The organism is Pseudoalteromonas sp. SR45-5 (assembly GCF_014163565.1).
Lineage (GTDB): Bacteria > Pseudomonadota > Gammaproteobacteria > Enterobacterales > Alteromonadaceae > Pseudoalteromonas > Pseudoalteromonas distincta.
The window spans coordinates 1-1,975 of sequence record NZ_JACJDN010000692.1 but is presented as its reverse complement, the minus strand read 5'-3'; the positions used below and the strand labels follow the sequence as shown (position 1 = coordinate 1,975).

3 protein-coding genes are annotated in these 1,975 nt (G+C 38.5%); 1 reads left to right on the top strand and 2 read right to left on the bottom strand.

The genetic code is table 11. From position 1 onward, the window contains the following. Positions 1-10: 10 nt before the first annotated feature. Positions 11-592 carry a superoxide dismutase gene (locus H5072_RS18085; RefSeq protein WP_002960323.1) on the bottom strand — a complete coding sequence of 194 codons (582 nt, stop codon included), beginning with the start codon at positions 590-592 and terminating at the stop codon, positions 11-13. A gap of 266 nt (positions 593-858) precedes the next feature. Between H5072_RS18085 and H5072_RS18080 the strand changes: the two genes are divergently transcribed. Beyond that, on the top strand, positions 859-1,197 hold the full coding sequence (locus H5072_RS18080) for a Grx4 family monothiol glutaredoxin (protein WP_004335359.1): 339 nt from the start codon (positions 859-861) through the stop codon (positions 1,195-1,197). An 89-nt stretch (positions 1,198-1,286) separates the two neighbouring features. Here H5072_RS18080 and H5072_RS18075 read toward each other — a convergent pair. After that, on the bottom strand, positions 1,287-1,975 hold a 689-nt coding region (locus H5072_RS18075), incomplete at its 5' end, for a PAS domain-containing sensor histidine kinase (RefSeq protein WP_182694341.1).

Genomic DNA, 1,975 nt, shown 5'->3' with positions numbered 1-1,975 from the left:
TAAAGGCTAATTAAGCGAAGTTAGCGTTCGCGAATTCCCAGTTAACAAGCGACCAAAAACCTTTAAGGTAATCTGGACGAACGTTACGGTAATCGATGTAGTAAGCGTGTTCCCATAAATCCACTGTAAGGATTGGAGTAACGCCATCATCAGTTAATGGTGTAGCAGCGTTAGATGTATTAACGATGTCTAGTGAACCATCAGCAAGCTTAACTAACCACGTCCAGCTTGAACCAAAGTTATTTACTGCTTTGTCATTTAATGCATCTTTAAACGCATCAAAAGAACCCCATTTAGCGTTGATTGCATCAGCAACTGCGCCAGTAGGCTCGCCGCCGCCGTTTGGAGATAAGCTGTTCCAGTAAAAAGTATGGTTCCAGATTTGTGCTGCGTTGTTAAATACGCCGCCTTCTGATGAACATACGATCTCTTCTAGAGATTTGTTTTCAAACTCAGTACCAGGGATTAAACCATTAAGCTTAACCACGTAAGTGTTGTGGTGTTTGCCATGGTGAAACTCTAGCGTTTCTTTTGAAATATGTGGCTCAAGTGCGTCGATTGCATATGGTAGTGACGGTAGTTCAAATGCCATTTTTTTATCTCCATCTTCTTTGGTTGATAGTCCATTTGGTAATACGTAATGCCTGTTGAAACAGAGCAGTTACCTATACCAAGCGGTAATATAGTGTTACTATAATTGTTGAGTATTTTACTCAAGTTTAAGCAAACAGCAATGCTATTGCGAAAGACTATTTCAATTGCGGCTTTATTTGCCCATTTTAAGTTATATATTTGTGGTCACGATGAGTTATTTTCAAGACCTAAATATATTTAGCTATCGTTACTTTGAGGTTGTAGATGGAAACCATTGATAAAATTAAACAGCAAATTTCAGAAAATCCAATAATCCTTTTCATGAAAGGGTCACCAAAATTACCAAATTGTGGTTTTTCTTCACAAGCATCGCAAGCGTTAATGTCATGTGGTGAACCATTTGCATACGTTGATATTTTACTTAATCCAGACATTCGTGCTGAGCTTCCAGCATACGCAAATTGGCCAACATTCCCACAACTTTGGGTAGATGGCGAATTAGTTGGTGGTTGTGACATTATTATCGAAATGTTTCAACGCGGTGAATTACAGCCGTTAATTACTGAAACTGCTGCTAAGTACAAAGAAGCTGACGCAGAGTAATTTATTACTCAACCTGAACTCAGGTTATTAAGCTCTTTAAACACAAAGCCACTTTTTAAGTGGCTTTGTTGTTTTTAATTTGTGTAAATTTACGAATAAGGAAAGCTCACTTGAACGTTTAAGCCGCCCTCTATTTTGTTATGTAAACTTATATGCCCTTGGTGCGCTTCTGCTATTTCTCTGCATAAGGCTAGCCCTAAACCACTCCCCGTACTTTTTGTTGAATAAAAGGGCACTAAAGCATTTGCCATTACTTGCTCGCTCATTCCTTTACCGCAGTCGCTTACATTTATAACACATGCTTGGGGTACAAACTCGACCTGAATATGTATTTCATTGGCATTGGAACCTGACTCGTGTGAGTTTTTTAATAGGTTTATGAGCAGCTGCTCGAGTTGTGTTTGATCAGCTTGTAATTCATTGTGTGAATTTTTTATTTCGTAGCTAAATTGCCAGTGGTTTTTTAAATTATTGAGGGTGTTTTGCCAGTTAACCCGCGTTTTTTGTGGCTGAGGTAATTTAGCAAACTTGCCATAGCCTTGTACAAATTCAGTTAAATGACTAATTCGCTCATCAATAGTTGCAAATACACGGGCAAGACGAGGCTCATCAACTTTATTTGCGAGCAATTGTGCGCTGTGTAGCATGGATGACATAGGGCCGAGTGAATTATTTAATTCGTGGCTAATAATGCGTATTACTTTTTTCCACACCGCAACTTCTTGACGACTAAGTTCACGGGTTAACTGTTTAAATATATATAAATGATGCTTTTGAT

What these genes read in the sequence shown, in the direction of transcription:
- H5072_RS18085 (WP_002960323.1), bottom strand. Translation starts at nt 592, where the DNA reads ATGGCATTTGAACTACCGTCACTACCATATGCAATCGACGCACTTGAG.
- H5072_RS18080 (WP_004335359.1), top strand. Translation starts at nt 859, where the DNA reads ATGGAAACCATTGATAAAATTAAACAGCAAATTTCAGAAAATCCAATA.